Origin of the sequence: Rhizobium sp. TH2 (genome assembly GCF_024707525.1) — a bacterium.
GTDB lineage: Bacteria > Pseudomonadota > Alphaproteobacteria > Rhizobiales > Rhizobiaceae > Rhizobium_E.
Genome location: NZ_CP062231.1, coordinates 3,682,996 through 3,708,726 on the forward strand (window position 1 = coordinate 3,682,996; position 25,731 = coordinate 3,708,726).

The 25,731-nt window shown below is 60.2% G+C and carries 27 protein-coding genes and 2 pseudogenes; 18 read left to right on the forward strand and 11 right to left on the reverse strand.

Annotated features, from left to right (window positions below):
- Positions 1-33: 33 nt before the first annotated feature.
- The gene (locus IHQ71_RS18175; protein ID WP_258157853.1) at positions 34-984 is read right to left on the reverse strand and encodes a choline ABC transporter substrate-binding protein; all 951 of its coding nucleotides are present in this window, start codon (positions 982-984) and stop codon (positions 34-36) included.
- 310 nt (positions 985-1,294) lie between these two features.
- Here IHQ71_RS18175 and IHQ71_RS18180 point away from each other — a divergent pair, with 310 nt between their 5' ends.
- From IHQ71_RS18180 to IHQ71_RS18230, 11 genes are all read left to right on the forward strand, one after another.
- Positions 1,295-1,675: a cytochrome c family protein gene (locus IHQ71_RS18180; protein WP_258157854.1), complete on the forward strand. Its 381-nt coding sequence runs from the start codon at positions 1,295-1,297 to the stop codon at positions 1,673-1,675.
- 191 nt (positions 1,676-1,866) lie between these two features.
- Positions 1,867-2,955 (forward strand): hypothetical protein, encoded by a 1,089-nt coding sequence (locus IHQ71_RS18185; protein ID WP_258157855.1) that lies wholly within the window; start codon positions 1,867-1,869, stop codon positions 2,953-2,955.
- Positions 2,956-3,026: 71 nt separating this feature from the next.
- Entirely contained in the window at positions 3,027-3,908 is an 882-nt protein-coding gene (locus IHQ71_RS18190) for a prohibitin family protein (RefSeq protein WP_258157856.1), read from the forward strand.
- Positions 3,909-3,921: 13 nt separating this feature from the next.
- Entirely contained in the window at positions 3,922-5,067 is a 1,146-nt protein-coding gene (locus IHQ71_RS18195) for a hypothetical protein (RefSeq protein ID WP_258157857.1), read from the forward strand.
- Between the two features lie 220 nt (positions 5,068-5,287).
- Positions 5,288-7,204, forward strand: coding sequence for an ATP-binding protein (locus tag IHQ71_RS18200; RefSeq protein WP_258157858.1), 1,917 nt, complete (start codon positions 5,288-5,290; stop codon positions 7,202-7,204).
- Between the two features lie 38 nt (positions 7,205-7,242).
- Positions 7,243-7,476, forward strand: a complete 234-nt coding sequence (locus IHQ71_RS18205) for a DUF6290 family protein (protein ID WP_258157859.1) — start codon at positions 7,243-7,245, stop codon at positions 7,474-7,476.
- Between the two features lie 96 nt (positions 7,477-7,572).
- Complete coding sequence (locus IHQ71_RS18210; protein WP_258157860.1) at positions 7,573-8,862, forward strand: DUF6638 family protein; 1,290 nt, start codon at positions 7,573-7,575, stop codon at positions 8,860-8,862.
- Between the two features lie 4 nt (positions 8,863-8,866).
- On the forward strand, positions 8,867-9,985 hold the full coding sequence (locus tag IHQ71_RS18215) for a DUF2333 family protein (RefSeq protein WP_258157861.1): 1,119 nt from the start codon (positions 8,867-8,869) through the stop codon (positions 9,983-9,985).
- A 338-nt stretch (positions 9,986-10,323) separates the two neighbouring features.
- Positions 10,324-11,652: an aspartate aminotransferase family protein gene (locus tag IHQ71_RS18220; RefSeq protein WP_258157862.1), complete on the forward strand. Its 1,329-nt coding sequence runs from the start codon at positions 10,324-10,326 to the stop codon at positions 11,650-11,652.
- Positions 11,653-11,756: 104 nt separating this feature from the next.
- Entirely contained in the window at positions 11,757-12,221 is a 465-nt protein-coding gene (locus tag IHQ71_RS18225) for an MAPEG family protein (RefSeq protein WP_258157863.1), read from the forward strand.
- A 133-nt stretch (positions 12,222-12,354) separates the two neighbouring features.
- On the forward strand, positions 12,355-13,065 hold the full coding sequence (locus tag IHQ71_RS18230) for a pentapeptide repeat-containing protein (protein WP_258157864.1): 711 nt from the start codon (positions 12,355-12,357) through the stop codon (positions 13,063-13,065).
- 32 nt (positions 13,066-13,097) lie between these two features.
- On the opposite strand, the gene IHQ71_RS18235 is transcribed toward IHQ71_RS18230, so the two are convergent.
- Positions 13,098-13,994 (reverse strand): LysR family transcriptional regulator, encoded by an 897-nt coding sequence (locus IHQ71_RS18235; protein WP_258157865.1) that lies wholly within the window; start codon positions 13,992-13,994, stop codon positions 13,098-13,100.
- A gap of 167 nt (positions 13,995-14,161) precedes the next feature.
- Between IHQ71_RS18235 and bla the strand changes: the two genes are divergently transcribed.
- Entirely contained in the window at positions 14,162-14,968 is an 807-nt protein-coding gene (gene bla, locus IHQ71_RS18240) for a subclass B3 metallo-beta-lactamase (RefSeq protein ID WP_258157866.1), read from the forward strand.
- A 78-nt stretch (positions 14,969-15,046) separates the two neighbouring features.
- On the opposite strand, the gene IHQ71_RS18245 is transcribed toward bla, so the two are convergent.
- From IHQ71_RS18245 to IHQ71_RS18255, 3 genes are all read right to left on the reverse strand, one after another.
- Positions 15,047-15,364 carry a hypothetical protein gene (locus IHQ71_RS18245; protein WP_258163012.1) on the reverse strand — a complete coding sequence of 106 codons (318 nt, stop codon included), beginning with the start codon at positions 15,362-15,364 and terminating at the stop codon, positions 15,047-15,049.
- Positions 15,267-16,067 carry a nitronate monooxygenase family protein gene (locus IHQ71_RS18250; protein WP_258157867.1) on the reverse strand — a complete coding sequence of 267 codons (801 nt, stop codon included), beginning with the start codon at positions 16,065-16,067 and terminating at the stop codon, positions 15,267-15,269. Before IHQ71_RS18250 ends, IHQ71_RS18245 begins: the two co-directional genes overlap by 98 nt.
- Before the next feature lie 86 nt (positions 16,068-16,153).
- Positions 16,154-16,726: a hypothetical protein gene (locus tag IHQ71_RS18255; RefSeq protein WP_258157868.1), complete on the reverse strand. Its 573-nt coding sequence runs from the start codon at positions 16,724-16,726 to the stop codon at positions 16,154-16,156.
- A gap of 129 nt (positions 16,727-16,855) precedes the next feature.
- Here IHQ71_RS18255 and IHQ71_RS18260 point away from each other — a divergent pair, with 129 nt between their 5' ends.
- The 3 genes from IHQ71_RS18260 to IHQ71_RS18270 all read left to right on the forward strand — a co-directional run bounded on the left by IHQ71_RS18260 (position 16,856) and on the right by IHQ71_RS18270 (position 19,512).
- Entirely contained in the window at positions 16,856-17,182 is a 327-nt protein-coding gene (locus IHQ71_RS18260; RefSeq protein ID WP_258157869.1) for a YciI family protein, read from the forward strand.
- 146 nt (positions 17,183-17,328) lie between these two features.
- Positions 17,329-18,534: a nitrate/nitrite transporter gene (locus IHQ71_RS18265; protein ID WP_258157870.1), complete on the forward strand. Its 1,206-nt coding sequence runs from the start codon at positions 17,329-17,331 to the stop codon at positions 18,532-18,534.
- Positions 18,535-19,068: 534 nt separating this feature from the next.
- A complete protein-coding gene (locus IHQ71_RS18270) occupies positions 19,069-19,512 on the forward strand; it encodes a hypothetical protein (protein ID WP_258157871.1) in 444 nt (147 codons plus the stop codon).
- Positions 19,513-19,647: 135 nt separating this feature from the next.
- On the opposite strand, the pseudogene IHQ71_RS18275 reads toward IHQ71_RS18270, so the two are convergent.
- Positions 19,648-19,836, reverse strand: a pseudogene (locus IHQ71_RS18275) (DUF1269 domain-containing protein); the annotation flags it as partial.
- Between the two features lie 641 nt (positions 19,837-20,477).
- Between IHQ71_RS18275 and IHQ71_RS18280 the strand changes: the two are divergent.
- The gene (locus tag IHQ71_RS18280; RefSeq protein ID WP_258157872.1) at positions 20,478-21,506 is read left to right on the forward strand and encodes a CorA family divalent cation transporter; all 1,029 of its coding nucleotides are present in this window, start codon (positions 20,478-20,480) and stop codon (positions 21,504-21,506) included.
- A 69-nt stretch (positions 21,507-21,575) separates the two neighbouring features.
- Complete coding sequence (ade, locus tag IHQ71_RS18285; RefSeq protein ID WP_258157873.1) at positions 21,576-23,273, forward strand: adenine deaminase; 1,698 nt, start codon at positions 21,576-21,578, stop codon at positions 23,271-23,273.
- 66 nt (positions 23,274-23,339) lie between these two features.
- Here ade and IHQ71_RS18290 read toward each other — a convergent pair whose 3' ends face one another.
- Together IHQ71_RS18290 and IHQ71_RS18295 are read right to left on the reverse strand one after the other, a co-directional pair.
- Positions 23,340-23,708, reverse strand: a complete 369-nt coding sequence (locus tag IHQ71_RS18290; protein ID WP_258157874.1) for an Atu4866 domain-containing protein — start codon at positions 23,706-23,708, stop codon at positions 23,340-23,342.
- Complete coding sequence (locus tag IHQ71_RS18295; RefSeq protein ID WP_258157875.1) at positions 23,701-23,910, reverse strand: hypothetical protein; 210 nt, start codon at positions 23,908-23,910, stop codon at positions 23,701-23,703. Before IHQ71_RS18295 ends, IHQ71_RS18290 begins: the two co-directional genes overlap by 8 nt.
- A gap of 119 nt (positions 23,911-24,029) precedes the next feature.
- Between IHQ71_RS18295 and IHQ71_RS18300 the strand changes: the two genes are divergently transcribed.
- A complete protein-coding gene (locus tag IHQ71_RS18300) occupies positions 24,030-24,923 on the forward strand; it encodes an AraC family transcriptional regulator (RefSeq protein ID WP_258157876.1) in 894 nt (297 codons plus the stop codon).
- Between the two features lie 3 nt (positions 24,924-24,926).
- Here IHQ71_RS18300 and IHQ71_RS18305 read toward each other — a convergent pair whose 3' ends face one another.
- From IHQ71_RS18305 to IHQ71_RS18315, 3 genes and pseudogenes are all read right to left on the reverse strand, one after another.
- Complete coding sequence (locus IHQ71_RS18305; RefSeq protein ID WP_374989877.1) at positions 24,927-25,283, reverse strand: PIN domain-containing protein; 357 nt, start codon at positions 25,281-25,283, stop codon at positions 24,927-24,929.
- Between the two features lie 29 nt (positions 25,284-25,312).
- On the reverse strand, positions 25,313-25,525 hold the full coding sequence (locus tag IHQ71_RS18310; RefSeq protein WP_258157878.1) for a type II toxin-antitoxin system VapB family antitoxin: 213 nt from the start codon (positions 25,523-25,525) through the stop codon (positions 25,313-25,315).
- A gap of 65 nt (positions 25,526-25,590) precedes the next feature.
- Positions 25,591-25,728 (reverse strand): annotated as a pseudogene (locus IHQ71_RS18315) (guanine deaminase); the annotation flags it as partial.
- Positions 25,729-25,731 lie beyond the last annotated feature (3 nt).

The following is a 25,731-nucleotide window of genomic DNA, read 5'->3' on the forward strand; positions in this document are numbered from 1 at the left end:
GGAGCGGCTCTTTGGCCGCTCCTTTATCTGCTATCAGAGGCCCAAGGCGCTCTTGACCGCGGCGGTGGCGTCTGCACCATCCTTGGTGGTCACGCCTGCGAGCCAGGGCTCGAATGCACCCGGATTGGCGGTCAGCCACTCGGTGGCCGCAGCTTCCGGCTCCATGCCGCCATCGAGGATCTTCGCCATGATCTCGTTTTCCATGGGAAGCGTGAACTTCAGGTTCTTGAGGAAGGTGCCGACATTGCTGCATTCGGACGTGTAGCCCTCCCGCACATTGGTATAGACCGTCGCGCCGCCGAAATTCGGGCCGAACACGTCGTCGCCGCCCGTGAGATAGGTCAGCTTGAAGTTGGCGTTCATCGGATGCGGCGCCCAGCCAAGGAAGACGATCGGCTTGCCGTCCTTGTCGAGCTTGGCGACCTGCGACAGCATGCCTTGCTCCGAGGATTCGACCAGTTCCGTGCCCTTGAGGCCGAACTTGTCGCCCTCGATCATGCCGAGGATCAGGCGGTTGCCGTCATTGCCCGGCTCGATGCCGTAGACCTTGTTTTCCAGCGCATCCTTGTTCTTGGCAATGTCGGCGAAATCCTTGATGCCAAGCTTTTCACCGGCCTCATTGGTCGCGAGCGTATATTTCGCACCTTCGAGATTGGCGCCGAGCACTTCCACCGACTTGTCGTCGCGGTATGGCTTGAGGTCGGCTTCCATCGTCGGCATCCAGTTGCCGAGGAAGACGTCGATGTCCTTGTTCTTCATCGACTGGTAAGTGACGGGAATGGAGAGGACCTTGATGTCGGTCTCGTAGCCTAGCGCCTTGAGAACCACCGAGGTCGTTCCCGTCGTCGCGGCAATGTCGGACCAGCCCACATCGGCGAAACGCACCGTGCCGCAGCTTTCAGGCTCGGCAGCGAACGACGCGCCGGCCAATGCGGTCACCGAAAAGCCGAATGCGAGGATGGTGGTGGAAAGCAGTTTGTTCATATTTGTTCTCCCAGTTGTTTTTATGTCGTTAGCCAATCACCAATGAAAGTTAAATTCAAGCGGATAGACGCCGCCAATCTGCGCATTAGCGACCTCGATGTGACGTTTTGGGATTTGCAGCAGAGATGGAAAGACAAAACCGTGGCCTGAACAACCGGCCAGTTATGCCAGCCAGAACTGTATCGCTTGCCGGCTAAGTATCGATAATGCGGAACATCTAGGCTGCCTTCCGCAAAATAATCTTGTCTTTTCAGCCGTCTTTTGATCTCGATCACAAGAGAGCAAAAGCGAATATTCCGAGGGTTCGACAATGAAATTCCAAGTCATCCTGTTGAGTGCCGCCATCATCTCTGCGGCAGGCGCCGCCCGGGCAGGCGATGCGAGCGCGGGCGCCGTGGTCTTCCGCAAATGCCAGAGCTGTCATAGCGCGACGAACCCCGGCAACCGGGTCGGCCCGTCGTTGATGAACCTCATCGGACGTCCGATCGCAACCGCCGAGAATTTCCGCTATTCCGAGGCCATGACGGCATTCGGCGCCGGCAAGGTATGGGACGAAGCGACGCTCACGGAATATCTCGCGGCACCCCGCGACTTGGTGCCCGGAACAAGAATGGCCTTTCCCGGCCTCAAGACGCCGGAAGACATCGCCAATGTCATCGCTTACATCAAGGATCCCGCTGCAGCGCAGTAAGCGTGCAAATCGCCTCCCGGAGCGAATATTATCCGCCACTTGTGCGTCTGACAGCCGACACCAATCTATTGTATTGGCAGGTCGGTGCCGCGTCGCGCTTTAGGGTTTCAAAGCAACCAAAAAAAGGTAATGTCGCGCTCGACCAATTTATCTCAACCGTTCCGCCCGCCAGCGGACACAAGGGGGACACCATGGCCACACTTCAATCCTTCGATGCGGAAATCCAGAAAACCCAGGCGATCGTCAACGACATGCGCGGCAAGCTCGACGCATCCACCGGCGTGCTCGACCAGTTCGCCAAGGCCGATGCCAAGATCGGCGACGTCAATTTCGACATCGAGAATGCCCGCATCCAGGATGTGATCAACCAGCAGAAGGTCATGGAAGGCAATATCGCCGACCTGATCATCGGCCTGGAAGACGCGACCAACGTCTTCGGCTCGGAATTCGAGAGCATGAAGAGCCAGACGGGATGGGAAAGTTTCATCGGCATCTTCTCCAAGCAGTCGGCACAGCGCATGCGCACCGAGCGCGTCCGCAACATGTCGCTCGCCGGCAACCTGCAGGAACTGCTTGCGAAATCCGACTCCATCGTCGGCATGCTCAAGGAGCAGAAGTCTGTCCTGGAACAGCGCTACAAGTCCTCCGAGACCAATCTCGTGCAGGTCATCCAGCGCCGCAAGAACACCATCACCAATCTCGAAGCCGTCCAGAAGCGCATCGAGGAAATCAATCCGCTGCTGATGGATATCGAAAACAAGATCGCCGCCACCACCGATCAGGTCGCGCGCCAGGATCTCGAGGCCGAACGCTCGAAGCTCGCCACCGAATATAATCAGATGCAGGCCAAGGAGCAGGAACTGCTGGCCGAGAGCCAGACGCTCGAACGCTACACCTCGATGTTCCAGACCTTCGTCGATTCGCTCAACAACCAGCTCGCCGCCCAGAACACGCTGATCAACAAGCTGACCATCGATACCGAGCAGCGCATCGTGCTCTACAAGGCGCTCGAGGATTCGTTGAAGACCGCCGCCCAGCAGGACGTCGCCCACAAGATCAACACGCTCGGCAGCCAGGTCGATACCGCCGCGGAGGAAACCATGGCCGGCATCGGTGCAGCTGCCCAGAAGCACATCGGCGATCTGCTCGAAATGCACGAGAAGAACATGCTGTCGACCCAGGACATCCAGCGCCGCAAGAAGCTCGCCGACGATGCTTTCGCCCGCCGCTTCCAGACGGTGCTCGACAAGCACAATTCCGCGAATTACGTGAAGCAGTAAAAGAAACAGTTTGGTTCTTTGCCTGGTGGCCGGTCATGCCGGCTGCCAGCGGACCCGTGGGAGAGATTTGAATGGCTGAAGCAGCGGCGCCTGCCCCCAAACGCGGATTCATCAGAACAGCAGTGATTGCTATTGTTGTCGGCATCCTCGCGCTGATCATCTTCGGCGGCAGCTTCTACACGATCGACCAGGGCGAGCGCGGCGTCATCCTGCGCTATGGCGCGGTCGTCGGCACCGCCGAGCCGGGCCTCGGCTTCAAGCTGCCGATGATCGACACCGTCGTGAAGATTTCGGTCCAGAGCCGTGCCAAGGTCTATGACAACGTCAACACCTATTCCCGCGACCAGCAGCCCGCCAACATCACCATCTCTGTGAACTACCGCCTGCCGGCCGACCAGGTCGACAAGATCTATGCCGAATATGGCGGCGAGGAGGGCATCGTCAATCGCCTGATCGACCGCCGCCTTTTCGAGCAACTGAAGAACGTCTTCGGCCGCTTCAACGCCGTGACCGCAATACAGGACCGCGCCAAGCTGAACGCCGAGACGGAAGACGCGATCCGCAAGTTCATCGTCGGCCCGGTGGTGATCGAAAGCGTGCAGATCGAGAATATCGATTTCTCAGACGCCTATGAGCAGTCGATCGAAAACCGCATGCTGGCCGAAGTCGAAGTCCAGAAACTGCAACAGAATGCCGAGCGCGAGAAGGTGCAGGCGCAGATCACCGTCACCCAGGCCAATGCCCGCGCCGACGCCGTTCGCGCCGAGGCAGAAGCAAACGCCGCGGCCACCCGCCTCGCCGGCGACGCGGAAGCCGACGCGATCCGTGCCAAGGGCGCCGCACTCCGCGACAACCCCTCGCTGATCAACCTGACGGCGGCCGAAAAATGGAACGGGGCGCTTCCCTCGACCATGGTGCCGGGCTCGGCGCTACCCTTCATCGGCGTCAAGTAAAGGGAGCCGGTCGATGCGCCCAGTGGAACCCGCCGTCCAGCAATATTTCTTGACCGTCCGCGCGGCCTTCGAGGGCATGGAGATCTATCTCGATGACCTGAGCCGCGGCCAGGCGATCAAGGACCTGACGGCGACGCTGATCATGAAATATGTCGAGCGGCTGAAGACCTCGCTCGGCTGCTGGGAAAACAAGACCGGCTTCATGGATCGCTTCAAGATCTCGCGCGCCGAATCCGGCTTTCCGATCTACCAGAACGTGCTCGAACTCGAAAACGACCGCAAGACCGCGCCCGAGCGGCTGTCGGGCATCCCCGACGGCACCAAATTGCGCGCCGAGATGGTCGATTTCATCCTGCGCAACAAGGCTTTCCCCGAGGCGCTACAGGGCCGCATGGCCGAGCGGCTCTATCTCGAGGAAGTGGTCAAGGGCGAGGTCTTCTCGCCGGTGATCCTGCCCGAGACTTCAGGCATATCCATCAATCCCGACACCCGCCGCCCCTCGATCGTCGTCAACTGGGCCGCCTTCGACGGTAGCCAGACGCTGCCGATGATCTACATCGCCAAGATCGAGGATTCCTCGGAAAACATGAGCCGGATGCTGATCACCCGCGACGGCAAGCTCAACAGCGATCTCGATATCCCGCTGCCGGTCGGCGGCCTGCTCAATCCCGAACTCGCCGCCCGCTTCGACGATTTCGTGATCCGCAATTCGGGCTTCGCACTGTCGCCGGTGACGATCGTCACCAACATGGACAAGGATTTCGAGACGCTCCATCCCAAGCAGATGCGCCGCATCGTCATCGGCCCGTTCTATTCCGCCGGCATCACCGAGAACAACGCCGTGATCAACGGCATCCTGTCGCGCGTGAAGAAAAAGGAGAATGCCTGGCTGCTCACCTGGACCGTGCAGGAAGTCTTCTCGACGCGCGAGAAGCCCGAGGTGAAGGGCTTCTTCTCCTCGACCAAGGCGCAGCAGGAATTCCACATCGACACGTCAAATATGGAAGCCTCCCGCATGGGCGTCTCGGCCTTCGAGAAACACGCGCTGGTGCCGCACGAAGCCTATACCGCGCTCTATGCCTCCAACGAGGCGGATACGATTTTTGCGGGTTACAAAGTGCATGTGATCTCCGGCAACCAGGTGACGAGCGAGGTTTGAGATGGGTGAATTTCGCAAGAAAGACCCCGCCCCAACCCCTCCCCACAAGGGGGAGGGGCTTAACGCGCCGCACCGCCTCACATCGCTTCGAAGCTTGCAGGACATGACGCCGTCCATGATAAAATGAGAGGATGCCGCAGCTTAGCCCCTCCCCCTTGTGGGGAGGGGTTGGGGCGGGGTCTTTCTTACTTCTAAACCCGACCGCCGAGAGGAAAGACCCATGTCCCTGAACACCGGCCTGACCGCCATCCCCGAAGACGACATCACCAAGCATCAGTCCATCGCCCAGAGCTTCGTCACCAAGGTCGTGATGCTGGAAAACGATTCCGGCACGTCAGGCACCGCGCTCGCCGGCACCAACCGCCGCTTCGTCTCGACCGTCTCGACCGGCGGCAACCGCCGCACCCGCGAGGTCGAACTCGCCCGCACCATCCAGTCGGTCCGCGCGGCCGACCAGATGTTGTCGCCGAACCAGCACACGCTTCTCTTCCGCGCCCGTCGCGGCGTGATGGTGGGCCTCGCCGTCGCCGATGTCTTCTCGCGCCAGACCAATCTCGAGGGCCTGCAGGCCCGCAACACCACCGCGCCGCTCCAGGGCCCGGACGCCGATAATTTCAAGGCACTGCTCTCGGCTGCTGCCTACATTACCGCCTTCACCTTCGCGGCCTACCTCACCACCACACTCCCCGGCGAAGGCGAACCGGCGGAGGACGTCACTGAACCGGATTACCTGTTCGACACGCCGCAGGATGCCGCCAAATCCATGGTCGCCGGCCTCGAACGCGCAATCGCCGGCTCGCCCGACGACACCGCGATGATCAGCCGCGCCCGGGCCTTCGCCCGTGTCGCCACCGAAGGCCTGATCTCCCGCAAGGCCCGCTTCACCGGCCTCGCCGCCTTCGAGAACGTTCATATCCGCATCGAACAGGACGATTTCGACCTCAACGGATTCGACGTGACGCCAGGCGCGAAACGCAAGCCGCTGGTCATGACCTTCAAGAAGCCTGAAGAGGTCGTCGGCAATCATATCGCCAAATACCAGAGCATGAAGCTCGCCAAGATGATCATGGCCTACGACTTCCAGAAACAGATGAACCCTTTCGTCGAACTCGGCGGCTTCCTCTTCACCTTCATCGGCGACGGCATGCCCGGCACCGGCAAGACCACGCTGATCCAGATGATTGCCGGCCTGATGAACAACTATTGCGAGATCGCCGGCTACGCCTTCCACTACGAAAATTTCGGCGTCGACCAGATTTCCTCCTACCAGGGCAAGTCGGGCCAGAACTGCAAGGACTTCATCAACAACGTCATGAACCCGAAGGCGATCGGGTTCGGCACGATCGATGACGTCGATCAGGTCGCGGCCAAGCGCTCCGACGACCGCGCCTCCGCCGGTCAGCAGGAGGTCACCGCCGTGCTGATGGAAAGCTTCGCCGGAGCCTCGACCGTGGTGCGCGGCAATTGCACGTTCGGCATGCTCTCCAACTACCCGGAAAATGTCGATGATGCGCTCCGCCAGCGTGCCGGCGCCCGTTGGCTGGTCGATGGTCCGCAGACCCGCGAGGACTATATCGACATCTTTGCGCTTCTCGCCGGCAAGAACCATTCGATCCCGCTCGGCGAACACCAGCTCTACGCCAACCAGGAGATCAAGAAGGCCGTCTCCGAAACCTATCAGGCGCATGCCAAGCCGCACGAGGAAGGCCTCGCCGCAGTCTGGGAGCGCTTCGAAAAGGAAAAGGGCGGCCTGAAAACCATCGCCGATGTGGGCACCTACCTCCACATGATCCGCATCGCCGAACCCCGCTTCACCGGCCGCGCAGTCAAGAACATCACCGACGCGGTCAAGATGCGCGCCATGGATGTCGAGCTTCCCGACCAGTGGTTCGAGAAGCCCGAAAACTTCATGCACAAGTCCTACGATGAGAAGAAGGCGATGATCGAGCATCTGCGCGGCCCGATCACCCTCGACATGATCCTCCAGGAAATCAACCGCTACGGCGACTCGGAATTCCGCTACACCGACAAATCCGACGACGCCGCCATCAACGACATCATCCGCCGCGAACGCCAACGCGAGAAGGCGATCAAGGAGATCGAGGAGATGCGCAAGGATGGACGGTGGAGCGCGTGATCCTCGGTTATCTCTTCACTTTCGGCTAGGAGTTTAAAGTGTCGAATTCTTTCACCATTGACTTGAATGATGAGGGTCTTGAGCGGTTGAAAGCTGCTGCTGCTCATGTAGGAAAGTCGCCTATAGATTTCGTCCGTGAGGCGGTGCAAGAGCACATCGAAGATGTTGAAGACGTCATAAGTGCTGAGGCCGCCCTTACGAAAATTCGTTCAGGCGAAATGAAGACCTATCCACTCGAAGAATTGATGCGCGAATTCGGCCCTGAAAACTGACGTGCGGTTTGCGACCTCCAACACAATAAGCTAGTGGTTCTCGTCATCGAGATTGGACACCGACGTGAAGTCTACAGGTAGAACATTGGCCGCCGCATGAAACGCCTCCTCGAAGCAGAACTGATTTACGGACGGCTGTTGTCGGTCAACGAGCCGCATCTGATCGCCCGCTACAACAAGGCGCTCAAAGGGTTTGGCTTGCCCGAGACCAAGCTCACCGAATTCGACATCGACATGACCGGCTTTTCGCCGCAGATCGCGGCCGAACTCGGCGACCGGGATTATCTCGACCCCAACCGCGTCAACCGCCGCTTCGTCATCCTCACCCCCGGCCAGGAGCAATTGCCCGTCGTCCATACGAGCTTTTCCAACACCGCCGCCCTGATGCACGAATTCTTCAACGCCAATGCGCGCGCCATCAATGCCGTCACCATCAAGGACGCGCTCTATGGCGAGATCGAGGATTCGGTCGCCACCGTCGATCACATCGAGGACCTGCTTTCGATCAACGAGGTGCATTTCCAGGTCCATTCGGCCGAAGACATCCTCGGCAAGGCAGCCGAACTGCGCCAGCTCGCCGACATGCTGGTTTCCAAGCCCGATGCCTGGCGCGACAACGAGATGCTCAATCGCATGGTCGAACTGTCGAGGACCACTGGCGACATCCGCCAGAACACGCTCGTCCCGGACCAGCTCGTCTTCCGCCACGATGCCTTCTGGGCCAATCATTTTGGCGGCGTGTTCGTATTCCACGACGACCGCAACACGACCGTCATCTGCAAGTCCGATGTTCCAGGCTTCCGCAAGGCGCGTCCGTGGCAGGTCTCCTATATCGATATCGAGGATTACGAGACGATCTACGGCTTCCTCGCCCGCACCAAGCGGCTGGAACTGCCGCAAGGCTCGTGGATCCGCGAATCCGGCCTGCTCGAGCACCGCATGGAAATGGCTCTCCTCAACCTCGCCGGCCAGAAGGATCCCGCTTTCGACCCTGCCAAGGCAGATCGCGTCTGGCTACAGACCTGGGCGCATATGAATGCCAGGACGGTCGCCGAGGATGGCGTCTATCCTTTTCTGGCCGAGATGCAGCGCCAGATCGTTTCGACCGGCCAGGTGCGCATGCCCGATGTCGCGGCCCGCTTCCGCTTCCTGCTCGTCCGCGCCAACCCCGGCCATCCCGACAAATGGCTGGTCAACCAGTTGATCTCGCGGATGCAGACCTTCGATTTCGTCTCGCTATACGTCTTCGACAAGCAGGGTTTCTACGAAGCCTACGAGCGCTATCCGGACAAATTCCAGGAACACGTTGTGCAGACGCTGCAGGATACATATCTGACTGACAAGGCCGCCTTCCGCCGTCGCCTGTACGGCATCAAAGAGGATTGACCATATGCTCGACCCGATCATCCAGTTCTTCCAGAACATCTTCAGCGCGATCGGACGCGGCATCGGATATGTCATCGCCTGGATACTCTTCCCCTTCCTGAGCGCCGGCCGCTGGTATGCCTCGCGCGGCTTCATCCTCAAGGGCGTGGTCGGGTTGATCGTCGTCCTGCTTTTCATCGCCTACGGGCATTTCATCTACCAGACGCAGGTCTGGTACGGCTTCAACCCCGATCGTATCGCCGATTACAAACTCGAAACCCGCACCCTCCCGGCCGGCGCACCATTGTCTGGTGAAGACCCTGCCGCGCCGAAGAAGTGCCAGCCGTCGGCGATCGTCGAGGTGACGGCTGATCTGATCGACATGGAGGTCAATCAGAACAACTGGATTACGCAGGCGCCGCTCTACAAAATGGGGCTTTTCGGCATCGATTGGGACAACACGCCCTGGCTTGATAACAAGGCATCGTTCCAGCGCGGCGTGAACCAGGCAGTCCGCCGCACCACCGTGGAGCTTGTCGATCGGCTCGCCCGCGTGCGCGGTACATCGGGCATCAATGCGAAACTGCAGGTCGCCCGTTCCGCCTCGCTCTACGATGAGACGGCCTGGTACATCAACTTTCCCTTCAGCATCAGGGATCCCGCATCCAAGCAGTTCAATATTGCGATGAATAACCTGAGGGGGTTCAACACGGAGCTGGCCAACTGCCAATCGATCTTCGATGGCCGCACCGACAACCTGCTGCAGTTCATGGACAACATTGCCAATGACCTTGGCAATACGTCGAGCATCCTGACCCAGCGCTCGCAGAACTACAATGCGGGCTGGTTCGACACGCGCGCGGATGACCGGTTCTGGTTCACCTTCGGCCAGATCTACGGCTATTACTCCATCCTTTCGGCAGCCCGCGCCGATTTCGCACCCGTGGTCAAGGAGAAGAACCTCGGCGCACTCTGGCAACAGATGCTCGATCGCCTCCGCTCTTCGCTCAAAATCCAGCCGGTGATCATCTCGAATGGTGCGGAAGATGGCTGGATCATGCCCACGCATCTGGCGACGCAGGGCTTTTATCTGCTGAACGCGCGCAACACGATTGTTGACATCCGCGACGTGCTCGATCGCTGACGCGACAAGCTCCAAAAGAAAAAACTCCGTTTCCACGGTCATTTGGAAACGGAGTTATTCTGGCTTGCCGCCGATCATTGCAGAGCACAGCCGATGAATTCGCCCTGAATCGAGGCTGCGCTCCGAAGCCATAAGTTGCACCGAAACCTTGCTCCGGCCTTGCCCGATGCAAGATATGGATCAATTCCGGTGATCTCTTATGAAATTCTCTTGCCTCCCTTGACCCGGCAATGCCGCTTGGTAGTTTGCGCGGTGATGACGACGGCGCACATCGACTGCCCAAATCCCTGGATTTCCGGGCAGCGAGCGAAACCAAGGCGCCCTTTCCGGAGAACGAAATGTCAAATCGCCTGAACACGACGCCCAACGACATGCGGGCGTTCTGGATGCCCTTCACCGCCAACCGCCAGTTCAAGAAGGAGCCCAGGCTCTTCGTCAGCGCGAAGGACATGTATTACAAGACCCATGACGGCCGCACCGTGCTCGATGGCACCGCCGGCCTCTGGTGCGTGAACGCCGGCCACTGCCGCCCGAAGATCACCGAAGCCATCCAGCAGCAGGCCGGCGAGCTCGATTACGCCCCCGCCTTCCAGCTCGGCCACCCCAAGGCCTTCGAGCTTGCCAACCGCCTGATCGACATCGCACCCGAGGGCATGAGCCATGTGCTGTACACCAATTCCGGCTCTGAATCGGTAGAGACGGCGCTCAAGGTCGCACTCGCCTATCACCGCGTGAAGGGCAACGGCTCGCGCTTCCGCCTGATCGGCCGCGAGCGCGGCTATCACGGAGTCAATTTCGGCGGCATCTCTGTCGGCGGCATCGTCGCCAACCGCAAGATGTTCGGCACGCTGCTCACCGGCGTCGACCACATGCCGCACACCCATTTCCCCGACAAGAATGCCTTCACCAAGGGCGAGCCGGAACATGGCGGCGACATCGCTTCCGAACTCGAGCGCATCGTAACCCTGCATGATGCGTCCACCATCGCGGCCGTCATCGTCGAGCCGGTCGCCGGCTCCACCGGCGTCATCCTGCCGCCCAAGGGCTATCTCAAGAAGCTCCGCGAAATCTGCACCAAGCACGGCATCCTGCTGATCTTCGATGAAGTCATCACCGGCTTCGGCCGCCTCGGCACCCCCTTCGCCGCCGATTATTTCGGCGTCAAGCCCGACATGATCACCATGGCCAAGGGCCTCACCAACGGCGTGATCCCGATGGGCGCCGTCTTCGTGACCGACGAGATCCATGACGCCTTCATGCAAGGCCCGGAGCACATGATCGAGTTCTTCCACGGCTACACCTATTCGGGCAACCCGATCGCCTGTGCCGCAGCCCTCGGCACGCTCGACACCTACAAGGACGAAGGCCTGCTCACCCGCGGCACTGAGATGGCCCCCTATTGGGAAGAGGCGCTGCATTCGCTGAAGGATTGCCCGCATGTCATCGACATCCGGAACATCGGCCTGATCGGCGCGATCGAGCTCAAGCCGATCGACGGCGAGCCGACCAAGCGCGCCTTCTCCGCCTTCCTCAAGGCCTATGAGAAGGGCCTGCTGATCCGCACCACGGGCGATATCATTGCGCTGTCGCCGCCGCTGATTATCGAGAAGAGCCATATCGACGAACTCGTCGGCAGGCTGCGCGACGTGCTGGTGGCGAACGCCTGAGGGCGGTGCAAATGATGGAATAAAAAAGGCGGCCGAAAGGTCGCCTTTTTTGCTACTCTGCGGAGAACCGATGTTTCACTAAGACAGCGCTGGGGGATTTTCACATGGACCAATTGAGCCTTACAAACCCTGTATTCGCGACATACGTCATCGCTGCGACATTGATGATCCTGAAGGGCGTTGCGATGTCCTGGCTGACGGTTATCCGCATGATGGGTGAAAATGGCGGCTTCAGAAATCCCGAGGACCTGAAAAAGACAATGGCCAACCCAAGGCCGAACGACACCCAATTGGCGCCCAACGAGCGCGTTGAGCGTATCCGCCGCATTCAGCTCAACGATCTCGAGAATCTTCCTTATTTCCTTGTTGCCGGGCTGCTCTATGTAACGACAGCCCCGCCGCTGCTCCTCGCGCAATTCCTCTTTTATGGCTATGTCGTGACGCGTCTGCTGCACTTCGTTGCCTACTATACCGCCCAGATTCATGACATTCGCGCGGCACTATGGACACCGGGCTCACTCATCATCATCTTCATGGCGGGCAGCACGTTCGCGAGCGCTGTTTGGTGAGCGGCCAACCCACCCTACTCCGCTAACCATCATCACAGCGCCCGCCGGAACGCATGTCACAATGAAGGTGTTGGATATTGCTACCTCGACCACTACATGAGTGGATGAAGGCAGCTGGAACCGGGAGAAGGCGATGAAGGCTCTTATAAAATCCACTCTCTCCTCGTACCTGGTGGTGGCCGGCCTCCTGGGTTTCTCATGTACCGATGCTCAAGCCGATGATTGCCAAGCGGCCCCCACGCCGGGTATCGACTGGCAGGATTGCGACAAGAAGCTCCTGATGCTGGGCGGCAGCAATCTCGAAGGCGCCAAGCTGGTCGGCACCGATTTCACCACCACCGATCTCAGCGATGCGAGCCTGCTCGGGGCAAATCTCGAGAAGGCCAAGCTTTTGCGGGCGACGCTCGCCCGTTCGGCCGCCAAGGGCGCAAGCTTTGTACGCGCCGAGGCCTACCGCACCGACTTCACGGGCATAGGCGCCGACGACGCGAATTTCGAAAGCGCCGAGCTTCAGCGCTCCAATTTCAAGGACGCCAAGCTTTCCAACGTCAATTTTACCAAGGCCGATCTCGGCAGGTCGCAGTTCGATGGCGCCGAAGTCGGCGGCAGCCGCTTCTCGCTGGCCAATCTGGCGCGCGCAGATTTCCGTGCCACGCATTTCTCCAGCCCCGTCGATTTTGAGCGCGCCTTCTTCTTCCTCACCCGTGTCGAGGGCGTCGATCTATCGACCGCAACCGGGCTGAGCCAATGGCAGCTCGACATGGCCTGCGGCGACGACAAGACCGTGCTTCCCGAGGGATTGAAGAAACCCGACCAATGGCCCTGCAAATTCCAGCAGGAGTGACAGGCTTAGCGAGTTGGAGAACGCCTCACGCGTCAAGTCGGCCGAACGGAGCGATGATCGCTTGATGCCTCTTGCAGCCAGTTGGCAAAGGTCTGCATCGCGCGCGTCGGGCTTTTGCTCTGCAGCCGGGTCAGCCAGTAGCTGCCGGTCGAAATCGAAACCTTGAACGGCTGCGCGATCGCACCTGAGCCGAGCAACCTCTGAAACATCAACGGCGGCGCGAGCGCCACGCCCGCCCCTTGCACTGCCGCTTCCATCATGGCGAGCGACGAGTCAAACACCATCCCCCGCAGTGGCGATGTCAGATCCTTCACACCGGCCGCGGCGAGCCAGCCGGGCCATTCATCGCTGCGATAGGATTTAAGCAGCGTATGCCTGAAGATATCCTCGGGCGCGGACAGACCGGCGGCGATGTCGGGACTGCACAGCACTGAGAGCGGCGCTTCGAACAGTTCCGCCGCATCCAGCCCATGCCACGCGCCGGAGCCGAATCGTATCGCATAATCCAGCCCCTCGGCTGCGATATCGACGCGATTGTTGTTCGTCGAAAGCCTGAGATCGATGAACGGGGCGTGCGTCCGGAATGCCCCCAGCCTCGGCAGCAGCCAGCCCACTGTGAACGTACCGACGGCGCCGACGGTCAGCACCTCCCTGACATGACCGCCTTCGAAACGATCGAGCGCATCGCCCATGCGATCGAACGATTCCCGCACCACCGGCAGCAATGCCTCGCCCTCCTCCGTCACCATCAGGCCGCGTGGCAGCCGCCGGAAAAGCGACACGCCGAGCAGCGCTTCGAGATGCTTCACCTGATGGCTCACGGCAGCCTGCGTGACGAAGAGTTCGATGGCCGCGCGGGTAAAACTGAGATGGCGCGCGGAGGCTTCGAACGCACGGAGCGCATTGAGAGGGAGACGCGGTCGATCCATTGAGACCCAAGATTTTCTAATGCCTGCGGCGAGATTTGATCGTTTGTCGCTCGCACTCGCGGCGAATATGTGTCGAAGCGGCCTCGAAACGGGCCGCCAGCGAAAAGGAAATATTCGACATGAGAAAAATATTGTCATCTGCGATTGCATTGTTAGTCACGTCCTGCATGGCAGCGACCGCTTTCGCCGCCCAGCCCGCCGCGTGGACAAAGCCGACGAAGCCATTCAAGATTCTCGACAACATCTACTATGTCGGCACCGAAGGCCTGGCGTCCTACCTCATCGTCTCCGACCAGGGCGCGATCCTGCTCGACGGCACGCTGGCCGAAAATGCCGGGCATATCGAAAAGAACATCCGCGCGCTGGGCTTCGAACTGAGTGACGTAAAGATCATCCTCAACAGCCACGCTCATTTCGACCATGCCGCCGGCATCGCGCAACTGAAACAGGATACCGGTGCAAAGGTCATGGCGATGCAAGCGGACCGCTCCGCGCTCGAGAACGGCAAGCAGGAGGGCGATACCAATTACGGCGGCGCCACTTTCCCCGCCGTCAAGGTCGACCGGGTGCTGAATGACGGCGACGTGGTGACACTCGGCAAGGTGAATATGGTCGCCATAGCCACGCCGGGGCACACCAAAGGCTGCACCACATGGCAGACCGCCGCCACGGACAATGGTGTATCGCGCCGCGTCGTGTTCCCGTGCAGCATCACCGTCGCGGGCAACATACTGGTCGGCAACAAGGGCTATCCCGGTATCGTCGAGGATTTCCGCCGGAGCTTCGAGCGGATGGCGTCGCTTGAGGCCGATATCGTGCTTCCCGCACACCCGGAATTCGCCGGCGTGTTTCAACGCGAGGCGAAGCAGGAAGCCGGCGACAAGGACGCATACGTCGATACCGAACTGCTGCCGCGCCTGGTGAAAAAGTCGAAGATTGCCTTCGAGAAGGAACTCAAGGCCGCACAGAAATAGTTGGTCGAGGAATTGTTGAGCATGCCCCGCCGCTCCGTCGGGGCATGCTCTCAGCGGCCGCAATTTCTTGCGATACCCCTATTTCAGTGAGCCTAAGCGGCCGAGCACGGAGTGGGCCTCATCCATCATCTCATGCACCACTTCGCGGGCCGGACGAACGTGCTTCACCTGACCGCAAACCTGGCCCGCATAGAGCGCCAGCGCTTCCATGTCGCCTGTCATGCCGCGCAGGGGCGAATAGGTGCTCAGGCGATAGACCGGTTCGCCCTCGTCGTGCGCGATGACCTCGCGTGCGAAATCATCCGGCCCATGTCCGAGCAGGTCGTCGGCATAGAGCTTGGTGAATGCTGTTCTCGATTGTCCTGACGGGCGATTGTGGCGGCCAGCCGATGGCAAATACGTCGGAATAGACCGTATCCTCCGACCCGGCATCGACGACGCGCTGCTTGTGATAGTCATGCGCATAGGACTCTTTTGTCGCCAGGAACGCCGTTCCGCAGTGAATGCCTTCCGCGCCGAGCGCAAGTGCCGCGACCAGGCTCGCACCGGAGCCGAAACCGCCGGCGCCGGCAACAGGTATGGTTACAGCGGCGGCTACCTGCGGAAGCAGCACCATCGAGGTCACCTTGCCGTGAACGTGTCCGCCGGCTTCGACCCCCTGGCAGATGATCGCATCCGCGCCGGCGCGCTCGGCGGCAATGGCGTCGGCCAGGTTTCCGACCTGATAGAGAACCTTGCATCCGGCCTTGTGCGCCCGCTCGACAATATCCGGCCGCACGTCGCAAAAAAACACCATGACCTCGATCTGTGCGGAGAAGCAGGCATCCAGCTCCTCGTCCAGCAGAGCAGGGTCGGTGGCGGACGGAACAAGATTGACCCCGAAGGCGCGATTGGTCCTGTCTTTCACCGCCGCGATTTCACGCCGGATCAGCTCGGGCCTTTCCCTGACCATGCCTATACAGCCGAAGGCACCCGCCGCCGTCACGGCAGCACAGAGTTCCGAGCGGCCGGGGCCACCCATGCCGGACTGGATGATCGGATAGTCGCAGCCCAACAAATCCGTCAGGCGCGTCCGCAAAGGTTCAGGAGGATTGATCATCGACGCCACCCTCTGCCGAGAATTCACCAAGCCGAAGCCGCATAAAACGCCTCACCCACACCAAAAGCAATGACCAGTCGCCGTGTTCACGAAAACGGTACGCGCGGGTCCTGCAGCAGGTAAAACTCGCCAACCGGCGTGACGTCGGTGATGAGAAAGCCGAAGACCGGCCGGTCCCGGGGATCGACATGACCTTCGCTGAAGCGCAGCCGGTCGAAGCTCTCGAAATTGCTCTTGAAATGTGCAAACCGGTTGGACGAGATGAGGTCCGGATCGGGGTTGATCTGGTCGAACGACAGCCCGTCGTAGAAGTCGCTCGGCTTGCCACGGATCTCCTGCAGTTCGAATTCGAACTCGATCCAGGCCAGTCCGCTATTGTTCGTGGGGACAACGCGCAGGTGCAGCCCACCCTCGCCCAGCGCATTATTTCCGCTCCTGATCACCAGCGTCACGGGATTGGCCGAGTCGAGCTGCTCGCGGATTTCGATCGGGTCGGCCTTCGTCCCCGAGCCGGTCACCGACAGGATGCTGAAGCCGCCAAGCTCGTCGGAAAAGGAATAATCCCCGGCATACCAGCGCCCGTCGTCAGCCGGCCCGGCACTGATCGTCAGCAGCGACAGTGTCAGCAATGCAGCCAGATTTCGCAAATGACGCATCATCGCCGTGGCTCCCAAGGCGGAGTATCGCAGCGATACCGAGAATTTCAAGCGCGCATTGAAGGCGATGCCTTCGCCGCCGGAACCGGCGCGCCTTTCCGGCGATTATAGTGGGCAACCGAGGATCGACGAATGCCCAGATACATCACCATCGGCTATGGCGACCAGGCCGGATATGACAGGACGCCGCAAGCTGCCAGGCAGGCAGCCCACGATCACGATGCATGGCTCAAGGAGCGCGGCGTGGTGATGGGCATCGCCGAAACGCCGGTACAGGTGCGAAATCCCGATGGCACCGGCGTCGCCACCAAAGCCGGCCCCTTCATGTCGTCAAACCTGCCCATCGCCGGCTTCTCGATCATGGAGGCCAGAGACCTCGACGAGGCAATCGCGCTGGCATCGAAATCTCCATGCGCCGTCGCCCATGGCGTGATCGAAATCTGGCCTCTCAAGGAATAGCAAAGCCCACTCATCCTCGACTTGATCAAGGCACCAGCGATAGCGGCATTCGGCGTCGCAGCGGGACAGTCCGTTGACGCCCCCTTGCGGAATGATGCAACCTGTCGAAACGAAGGAAAGCGCTATTGCCATGCACCGCGATCGCCATGAATAGCGCGCAGCCTTCCGCCAGCCTGCTCGTCGCCGTCATGATCGCCTGCGTCGCCACATGCTATGGTTTCGGCATCGCCCTGTTTTCCCAGATCATTCCCGATATGCGCCAGGACCTCGGCTTCGGCTATGCCTATGTCGGCGCCGTCACCGGCCTGATCCAGCTTTCCTCGGTGGCGTTTGCTTTGACGGGAACCTGGCTCGTCCACTGCATCGGCGCGGCCCGGACGGTGGTGGCGTCGGTCGCGCTATGCGGGCTTTGCCTCACGAGCGTCCCCCTCACCGGCAATCTCTATCTGGTCGCAATCCTCCTGATGATCGCCGGCGGAACGGGCGCATCGACCTTCGTGCCGATGATCGATCTTGCCGCACGCGTGGTAAGCACCGAGCAGCGCGGCTTTGCCATGAGCCTGATTTCCAGCGCCCCGGCCTATGGCGTGCTTGCCAACAGCGCGCTCGTCCCGGCCTTCGCCGCCAATGGCCACTGGCAGATGGTCTGGTACGTCACGGGTGCCGCCGCAATCGCGCTGTCCATCGCCGCCCATATTCTGTTCGGGCGGGCAGGTCTCTTCGGCAATGCGACCAGCCATGAAACGCCCACGTCCTCGGCTGGCGGCTCGGTGAGCCTGCGCTCGACCATGCCCTGGGTGGCGCTGATCTTCGCGCTCGGCTTCACCAACGGCATGATGCCTTATCCCTATCTCACCTATCTCTCGCCGTTCCTGCGCGAGGAACTCGGCTATTCCGTCGGCTTTGCCTCATGGCTCTGGGCAATCATCGGCGCGGTGGGCATTGGTGCGGGCTTCATTGTGGGGGGCATCTCGTCGCGCCTCGGCTCCCGCTACGCGATGCTGTTCTGCTATCTGGTCTTCCTCGCCGCCGGCGTGCTGATGGTGCTCGATCCATCAAGAGAACTGTCGATCCTCGCCGGCATCCTGTTTTCGCTCGGCTTCTACCCGATCTACGGCCTGCTGCCGGCCTATGTCTCGCATCGCGCCGTCTCGAGCGTCGCCGTGACGATATTCGGCATCTGCACCGTGCTGCAGGGCATCGGCGGCACGACGGGGAATTTCCTTGGCGGCGTGATCAAGACCTCGACCGGGAGCTTCAGCGGTATCTATCTCGCCGTCGCGATCATCTCGGCCATAGCCGTCGCGATGACGATCGCGCTGCCGAAGGACCGCCGCATCCAGGACGCATAGCATCGCCATTTCCAAACTGGCACCCCGTCCCGGCCACGTTATGATCGCGACGAAATTCCGGGGGGATGCTGAAGTGAGCCGTAGGATCATCGCCAGACTCTTCGGCCAGTAAACGCTGCACCACACCCCCTTGACCACTCTTTGATGTTGCGCCAAACGGCAACGATCTTCGCGCGCGGCGGCTTGTCGGCCGACCGTGTGGACCGGGAATTTCGGAAAGCTCCAGCAAAAGTCATCTCGGTTCTCCCTCGTTCAGTGCCTCTTGGCTCGATGAGAGCAATGTGGATGAACGCGGCGATTTGTGTCCCAAAACGGGGGCCAAAGGCCGAGGTCGTTGGTTCGTATCCGTTCTCCGTAAATTAAGGCCGCAAACTCCAATCAATTAGGAGTTTGCGGCAACTTGGATGGGCTTGATCAGATCATAGCGTTTACTGTGCTGCGAGCTCCACATTTATAGACAAAGCCTGTGTTTGAAGATAGTTTGACGCGATGGCTGGGGAGTCCGTCCGGTTGAACTGTCCCACCGAGGATTTTATGACCACTTTTCCTAAATTTGCCCTTGCATTCTTTGCTTTCTTATTCGCATCGACGTGGTCGGAGGCCGCTGAGACAAAGCTCCGTCCCAGCGGAACCGTCGATATTGTTCAGCGCCAGGCCGGTTACTATTTGACCATTGGAACGGGAAAAGGCGTCCTGCACATTGGCGGCCATGACTATCCATTCAAAATCAATGGCCTTGGGTTCGGCGGGACGGGCTTTGCTTCGATCAAAGCCACTGGCACGGTCTACAATCTTAAATCCAGGCGCCAGTTCGCGGGTCGGTACACCGCTACGAGAACTGGTTTTGTTATTGGCAAAACCAGTCGCGGCAAGATGTGGCTGAAAAATTCCAACGGCGTCTATCTGGAGCTATCGGTCGAGCGCAACGGACTTATGCTAACGTTCGGTGTAGACGACCTCACCATCACCATGAAATAGCCTTTGTCAGCCAACGGGAAGCGATCCCTACCAGGAAACGCTCCGCCTCGAGACGACGACAATTCCATCGGACAAGCGGCCGGTCAGATCGCTACGTGGCGCGCCTATGCCACCAAGTCGTGGACTAGCCTGCCGCGTCGCTTTCTGCAGGGCGTCGCGCAATACCTGCTCTTTCGTTTCATCGAGCGAGGTCTTCAACACGACGCCGCCATGGGGCGACAACGCCTTGAGCGCCCTGTCTGGCGTCATCTCCAGTATCTGCACAAACAATGCGCCCTTGCCCGGATCAAGATTGGCGGCAATATCCTTCAAGAAAGCGTCGTTGGATGTTCGTTACGACGAATCTGGCACACCCACGACATAGGAATATAATCCTTGATATTCTCCACAACTATGCCATAATACCTCCCGTCCTGCCCTCGGCTACACCGTAGGGCGCTATGGCGAGGCGGGACCGGTGCCTGTTGCGGGGAAACGACGTAAAGCCCCACATCAGGCGTCCGCGAGAAGGGGCCTCCCCCGGGTGACGCCGAAAGGCAAAGTACCCGTGGCGTGCGTTGTACCGCACACAGGCCTGTCCCCCCCGGATCTGACACATCCGGGATCGGGGGTCGGGCGCAGACGGCCGAGTTCGCGGATGAAAATACACCGAACGGGGCGCATGCGTGTGTCTCCCGGCTGCTGTGAGGCAGCCTACTTACCTCGGCACGCGAATGTGCCCCGGCCGATCCTTCATGCCCAGGTGACAAGGATCGGGAGTGAGAATGCTTCATCCCACGGGGCGAACCGCCCGCGTGAACGCTCTCCCATGTCCAAAGAGGTCCCAATGAACGCCAAGATCAGCCTGACACCGCCGGTCATGTCGCCGGACCTCCGCCCGCATGGCACCATCCCATATCGCCCCTTCACCTTCTTCCATATCGGGCCTATCATCGGCGCTGGCTGAATTGGGAGAAAGAATAGGAATGCTGGAACAGGTCAAACCCATCGTGAGCTATGGTGCCGAGCCGGGACTGCGTTTTGCCCTGCTGCTCGATGGCCATGGTGGCTGCACGACGCTGACGATGGAAGGTGTTTGCACCTGGAAGCCCGGGGATGGCGTGGTCTGGCTGCATTTCGAACGCGACCATGAGGCCGCCGCCGATTGGATCACCAACAAGGGCGGTTTTGATCCGCTGGTGGCCGAAGCCCTGCTGGCCGAGGATTCCCGTCCGCGCGTCGAGCCGATCGACGATGGCCTGCTCATCATCCTGAGAGGCCTTTGCGCCACCCCACCCGAGGAAGTGCAGGTCACGCTTCCCGATATCGACCTGGTACCCGTGCATATCTGGGTCGAGGAACACCGGCTGGTCAGTCTGCGCGACAGCGGCCATTACATCACGGCGCTGCGCGACATTCGCCTCGCGCTCGAAACCGGCAAGGGGCCGAAGCAGACCGGCGAATTGCTGGCGCTGGTCAGCGACAAGCTGGTCCGCGACCTCGAACCGGTGCTCGATGGCATGGACGAGGAGGTCGATGATCTCGACGATCTGATGTTCCAGGGCGAGGAAGGCGAGGTGCGCGGCCGCCTCAAGCAGCTTCGCCGCCGATCGGTCCAGCTCCGCCGCTATCTAGCACCGCAGCGCGATGCGCTCAACCGCATCGAACATGATGATGCACCTTGGCTGAAGGAACGCGACAAGCTGCGCTTCCGCGAGGTGATCGACAAGCTGATGCGCTTCATCGAATATCTCGACGCCATCCGCGACCGCACCGGCATCCTGCACGACGACCTCTCGACCATGATCAGCGAGCGGATCGCCCGCAATTCCAACCGCTTTGCGGCGCTGGCGGCCCTGCTGCTGCCGCCGAGTCTCGTCGCCGGCCTGTTCGGCATGAATGTCGGCGGCATACCCGGCGTGCACGAGGGCTGGGCCTTCCTGGCGATCGTTGGAGCGGTGGCGTTCACCTCGATCGCCACGCTGATGGTCCTGAAACGGATCAACTGGCTTTAGCCGCTGTTTTCGTTTTGCTTCCCGTCCCCTCGCCGCTACATTGAATTGCATCGTGAATCGGAGCCGCGCATGCACAATCTCGAACGGATGATCGACCAGGGCACGGGCCGCGAGCCGGCCGATATCGTGCTGAAAGGCGGCCGCTTCTTCGACCTCGTCACCGGCGAACTTGTGGAATCCGACATCGCGATCACAAGTGACCGCATCGTCGGCACCTGCGGCGACTACACCGGCAAGACGGAAATCGACGTCTCGGGCAAGATCGTCGTCCCCGGCTTCATCGACACCCATCTGCATATCGAATCCTCGCTGGTCACGCCGCTGGAATTCGACCGCTGCGTCCTGCCATACGGCGTCACCACCGTGATCTGCGATCCGCACGAGATCGCCAATGTGCTGGGCACCGAAGGCCTGCAATTCTTCCTCGATTCGGCCCTCGAAACGATCATGGATGTCCGCGTGCAGCTCTCGAGCTGCGTACCGGCCACCCATCTCGAAACCTCCGGCGCCGACCTGCCCATCGAGCGCCTGCTGCCGTTCCGCAAGCATCCGAAAGTCATCGGCCTCGCCGAGATGATGAATTTCCCCGGCGTCATCCACAAGGATCCGATACCGCTCGCCAAGCTCGCCGCCTTCCAGGACGGCCATATCGACGGCCACGCACCGCTCCTCTCGGGCTATGATCTCAATGGCTATCTCGCCACCGGCATCCGCACCGATCACGAATGCACCAGTGCCACGGAGGCGATGGAGAAGATCCGCAAGGGCGTGCATATTCTGATCCGCGAAGGCTCCGTCTCCAAGGACCTGCATGCCCTCATGCCCATCATCACCGAGCGGCTGTCGCCCTATATCGCGCTCTGCACCGACGACCGCAATCCGCTCGATATCGCCGAGCAGGGCCATCTCGACTACATGATCCGCATGGCGATCGCCAATGGCGCGGAGCCCCTCGCTGTCTATCGCGCCGCCTCGATTTCCGCCGCCCGCGCCTTCGGGCTCCGTGACCGCGGGTTGGTGGCGCCGGGCTGGCGCGCCGACCTCGTGGTGATCGACAGTCTCGAAAGCTGCAAGGCCGAAATGGTCTTCTCCGCCGGCAGGCGGGTGACATCCAAGCTTTTCGAAACCCGCGATTTCGTCGAGCCGGTCGGGCTCGACAGCGTCAGGGCGCGGCAAGTCTCGGCGGCGGATTTCGCGGTCCCGGCGCGTGACAGTGAGACCTCCGTTCTCGGCGTCATCCCCGGCAAGATCATCACCGAGCACCGCCGCTACCAGCTGCCGAATTCAGGCAACCAGGCGACCATCGACCTCACCAACGACATCCTGAAAATCACCGTCATCGAACGCCACGGCAAGAACGGCAATATCGCCACCGGCTTCGTCCAGGGCTTTGGCCTGAAAAAGGGTGCCATCGCCTCGACCGTCGGCCACGACAGCCACAATATCTGCGTCGTCGGCGCCAGCGACGAGGACATGGCGCTCGCCGCCAACCGGCTCTCGGTGATCAAGGGCGGCTTCGTCGTCGTCGAGAACGGCAAGGTAACCGGCGAGATCGCGCTCCCGGTCGCCGGCCTGATGAGCCTGGAGCCCTACGAAAGCGTGCGCGACACCCTGCATCACCTGCGCCAGGCCGCCTTCGCGCTGGGCTCGACACTGCAGGAGCCCTTCCTGCAACTGGCCTTCCTCCCGCTGCCTGTGATCCCGCATCTCAAGATCACGGACAAGGGCCTGGTCGATGTCGACAGGTTCGAGCTGATCGGGTGGTAGCGGATACAAACCAAAAACGGCGACCGGATGCCGGCCGCCGTTCAAAATCAAATCTTCAGCACTATCTTAGCTATCGCGGCGATAGAGGACCATTCCGGCATGGTAGAGAATGCCATCCCGGAAATCCCCGTCGGCGATGAAGCCGGTGTCGTCCTGGTATTCGATATGATCGCCGACGAGGCGGTACTGGCCCTCATAGGCCTGCTCGCGGTCGCCGCGGCCTTCGACATAACGGCCGCCGGGCAGCAGCCGGTGCTGGATATAACCGTCTGCGGTCACCCAGAGCCCGGTATAGGATTGTGTCGTCATCCCGACCTCCTGTTCATCATTCTTCTTGCGGGCCGCTTCGCCCGGCGTGAAGCCGAACGTGGCAAGTGCCGCGACGAGCGAGAGCGAAAACGTCAGCGCGCTGAGCAAAATTCCGTTTCTAGCCATTGAGCCACCTCGCATCCTCGTCGTTGCGATCCGCGACAAATTTCGCGATTTTTTCGCGGACGATATTGAAAAGCATCACAGGGAAATCCCACATGGTTTGGAACAGCGAATTTACGGTCATGGTCTTTCCTTTCTTCATCGGTCTTCGTTTCATCTGACGAATACCGGTATAGGCGATGGAACGGAAAATGCGGTAGACCATTTCTCCGCAAAGATTGCACATTTCTCCAAACATAGAATTTTTGCCTTTGCCAGTTTGGAGTTTTGGGCTATTGATACTTCCATAAAATCCGCCAAAGCGCCGTAAATAGAGACATACAGATGGAACGATTAGAGGAACTATCAAGCATCATTGCACGATACGCCAAGACGGACGGTATCCATGAGACCGCGGTTCCGCGCCTGACCATGGTTCGCAAGTCCGCGCCCAGCGAACCCATGCATGGCGTGCACAAGGCCGCGATCTGCATCATCGCGCAGGGCAGGAAACAGGTGATCGTCGGCGACGAGGTCTTGCAGTACGGCCCGTCGCAGCATCTTCTCGTCTCGGTCGACCTTCCGGTGATCGGCCAGGTGATCGAGGCGAGTGAAGCCGAACCCTATCTCTGTGTCCGCCTCGAACTCGATCTCGACCTCTGCGCCGAGATGCTGCTCAAGTCTCCGCCGACGCAGGCCGAAACCTGCCTCGGCATGGCAATCAGCCAGACCTCGCCCGAACTGCTCGACGCGGCAATCCGGTTGTTGAAGCTGCACGAAACGCCGGAGGATGCCGCCGAGCTTGCGCCGCTGATCGAGCGCGAAATCCTCTACCGCCTGCTGAAGGGCAACCAGGCCGCCTTCATCCGCCGCATGCTGGAGCCGCAGAACCGCAACCGGCATGTCGGCCGCGCCATCACCTGGATCAAGGAGAATTACACGCGGTCGTTCACGATCGAGGAGGTCGCCTCGCTCTCCGGCATGAGCACCTCGTCGCTGCACCAGCATTTTCGCGACGCGACCGCGATGAGCCCGCTGCAATATCAGAAGCAGCTTCGGCTGCAGGAAGCGCGGCGGCTGATCCTGACGCGGGCGCTCGATGCCGCCAGCGCCGGCCACACGGTGGGCTATGATAGTCCATCGCAGTTCAGCCGCGAATATAAACGCCTGTTCGGCGCGCCGCCACAACGTGACATCGAACGGCTGCGGACTGAGCCACAGAGATATGCGGATGCGTGAGGGCTAATAATCCTCGAGATCGAGATGCTGCACCATTGGCAGGAAGTCCCTGTCCTTGTGCATGAGTATGTGTCCGTTCTCGATGCAGAATGTACCGATGAGGATATCTGAATCTTTGCGGATGGTGATGCCGAGCGACCTGAGCTTGCGGTAATTTTCTGCTGCTTTTTGAGCAATAGCCGGGCTCAGAATCGGCTCGATGCGAAAACATCGAAGATCTTTTTCAAGGCGCCGTGCGTGAAGATCGTCGCGGGCGCCTCTCAGCACTTCATACATCACAAGATCGCCGACGAGGATATCCAGCGTCGATGTAATTTTGAGGAGTTTTTGGGCTTCCAGGCTCTTGACCTTGTTGAACACATCGATCCAAACCGAGGAATCAACAAAGATCATTTTTCGTCAACCGGCATAAAATCCGTTCTCATTTCATCAAGATTGCCTTCCCAGCCAATGCCCCAGAGCCGATTCAGCGCCTCGCGCCCTTTTCGCTCCCTGACCAATTCCTCAAGCGCTTCTTCGACGACGGCCTTTTTCGTCTTAAGGCCAGTGACTTTCATCGCTCTCTTCAAGAGCTTATCGTCGATCTCGATATTGGTTCGCATCGGAACCTCCCATGTGTATAGATTTCGCATTTATACACATCATTCCAGCGCTTTTCAATCGCCGCTCAAAGCCCCGACTTCACTGCCACCCCCGCCACATAGGTCTCGGCGATCGTCCGGTCATCACCCACCGTCTGCATCCGGACCAACTCTTCCGCCAGCGTGGTGACCGTCTCCATCTTCAGCGCCCTGGCCGGCGTGGCTCT

Coding starts and splice junctions, on each gene's coding strand:
- IHQ71_RS18215 (WP_258157861.1), top strand. CDS start 8,867: ATGCTCGACCCGATCATCCAGTTCTTCCAGAACATCTTCAGCGCGATC.
- IHQ71_RS18310 (WP_258157878.1), bottom strand. CDS start 25,525: ATGCGAACCAATATCGAGATCGACGATAAGCTCTTGAAGAGAGCGATG.
- IHQ71_RS18265 (WP_258157870.1), top strand. CDS start 17,329: ATGAATAGCGCGCAGCCTTCCGCCAGCCTGCTCGTCGCCGTCATGATC.
- IHQ71_RS18290 (WP_258157874.1), bottom strand. CDS start 23,708: ATGGCTAGAAACGGAATTTTGCTCAGCGCGCTGACGTTTTCGCTCTCG.
- IHQ71_RS18220 (WP_258157862.1), top strand. CDS start 10,324: ATGTCAAATCGCCTGAACACGACGCCCAACGACATGCGGGCGTTCTGG.
- IHQ71_RS18230 (WP_258157864.1), top strand. CDS start 12,355: ATGAAGGCTCTTATAAAATCCACTCTCTCCTCGTACCTGGTGGTGGCC.
- IHQ71_RS18270 (WP_258157871.1), top strand. CDS start 19,069: ATGACCACTTTTCCTAAATTTGCCCTTGCATTCTTTGCTTTCTTATTC.
- IHQ71_RS18185 (WP_258157855.1), top strand. CDS start 1,867: ATGGCCACACTTCAATCCTTCGATGCGGAAATCCAGAAAACCCAGGCG.
- IHQ71_RS18280 (WP_258157872.1), top strand. CDS start 20,478: ATGCTGGAACAGGTCAAACCCATCGTGAGCTATGGTGCCGAGCCGGGA.
- bla (WP_258157866.1), top strand. CDS start 14,162: ATGGCAGCGACCGCTTTCGCCGCCCAGCCCGCCGCGTGGACAAAGCCG.
- IHQ71_RS18225 (WP_258157863.1), top strand. CDS start 11,757: ATGGACCAATTGAGCCTTACAAACCCTGTATTCGCGACATACGTCATC.
- IHQ71_RS18180 (WP_258157854.1), top strand. CDS start 1,295: ATGAAATTCCAAGTCATCCTGTTGAGTGCCGCCATCATCTCTGCGGCA.
- IHQ71_RS18250 (WP_258157867.1), bottom strand. CDS start 16,067: ATGATCAATCCTCCTGAACCTTTGCGGACGCGCCTGACGGATTTGTTG.
- IHQ71_RS18175 (WP_258157853.1), bottom strand. CDS start 984: ATGAACAAACTGCTTTCCACCACCATCCTCGCATTCGGCTTTTCGGTG.
- IHQ71_RS18235 (WP_258157865.1), bottom strand. CDS start 13,994: ATGGATCGACCGCGTCTCCCTCTCAATGCGCTCCGTGCGTTCGAAGCC.
- IHQ71_RS18200 (WP_258157858.1), top strand. CDS start 5,288: ATGTCCCTGAACACCGGCCTGACCGCCATCCCCGAAGACGACATCACC.
- IHQ71_RS18195 (WP_258157857.1), top strand. CDS start 3,922: ATGCGCCCAGTGGAACCCGCCGTCCAGCAATATTTCTTGACCGTCCGC.
- ade (WP_258157873.1), top strand. CDS start 21,576: ATGCACAATCTCGAACGGATGATCGACCAGGGCACGGGCCGCGAGCCG.
- IHQ71_RS18300 (WP_258157876.1), top strand. CDS start 24,030: ATGGAACGATTAGAGGAACTATCAAGCATCATTGCACGATACGCCAAG.
- IHQ71_RS18210 (WP_258157860.1), top strand. CDS start 7,573: ATGAAACGCCTCCTCGAAGCAGAACTGATTTACGGACGGCTGTTGTCG.
- IHQ71_RS18255 (WP_258157868.1), bottom strand. CDS start 16,726: ATGATGCGTCATTTGCGAAATCTGGCTGCATTGCTGACACTGTCGCTG.
- IHQ71_RS18260 (WP_258157869.1), top strand. CDS start 16,856: ATGCCCAGATACATCACCATCGGCTATGGCGACCAGGCCGGATATGAC.
- IHQ71_RS18295 (WP_258157875.1), bottom strand. CDS start 23,910: ATGGTCTACCGCATTTTCCGTTCCATCGCCTATACCGGTATTCGTCAG.
- IHQ71_RS18190 (WP_258157856.1), top strand. CDS start 3,027: ATGGCTGAAGCAGCGGCGCCTGCCCCCAAACGCGGATTCATCAGAACA.